The organism is Microvirga sp. P4_G7, assembly GCF_056401005.1.
The window spans coordinates 1-707 of sequence record NZ_JBFUKD010001098.1; the positions used below are offsets into that span (position 1 = coordinate 1).

Below are 707 nucleotides of genomic sequence, written 5' to 3' on the forward strand. Positions count from 1 at the left end.
AGTCCCGCCAGCGCGTCCCACGAATTCATGTGGAGTTCGCAATAGGCATCCGTGCGCCCCGCGGCGACATAGGCAAGCGCAAGTGCGCCAGATCCGCCACGCCGAACGACGGCTCCGGCCTTCATGAACCGGTCGACCACATCCATGTAGTCGGTGAGCGGTCTGCGCGTCGACCAACCGATCTCGACGGACGCAGATCGGATATCCGACAGTCCGCTGACGCTGATGGGCTCACCGTTGAGTGTCGCACCGCCGCCCCGGATCGCGGCGAAAAGCTCGTCCGACATCGGATCGTAGATCACGCCGACTTGAATTTCGTTGCCCTCGACGAAGGCGATGGAAATGCAAAACTGCGAAATTCCGCGGACGAAGTTGGCGGTTCCATCGACAGGATCGACGACCCAGACCCGATCTTCGAACGAGCCACCGCCTTCTTCGCCGAGGAAAGCATCGCCAGGAAAGCTTTCCAGAAGGCGTTTCTTCACGAGCCGCTCGACCTCGGCGTCCGTTTCCGACAGATAATCCTGGTGCCCTTTGAAATTGAGCATCGAGAGGCCTGGGCGGCCGTTGAACCGCCGTTTGGCGTACGCGCCCGCTTCGCGTGCCACGGCGCAGGCGACGGAAAAGCGCAGATCCGGCTGAGTATTCGGTTCGAAGGCCTCGAGAGCCGCGCGTGCTGCCATTTGTGTCATTGTGGCCTTCTTAGG

General features: G+C 61.4%; 1 protein-coding gene. It reads right to left on the minus strand.

Annotated elements, in window-relative coordinates; all coding sequences use genetic code 11:
- Window positions 1–692, minus strand: a 692-nt coding sequence (locus AC1DT3_RS23255; protein ID WP_477467517.1) for an inositol monophosphatase family protein, incomplete at its 3' end; no start/stop codon positions are given.
- Window positions 693–707 lie beyond the last annotated feature (15 nt).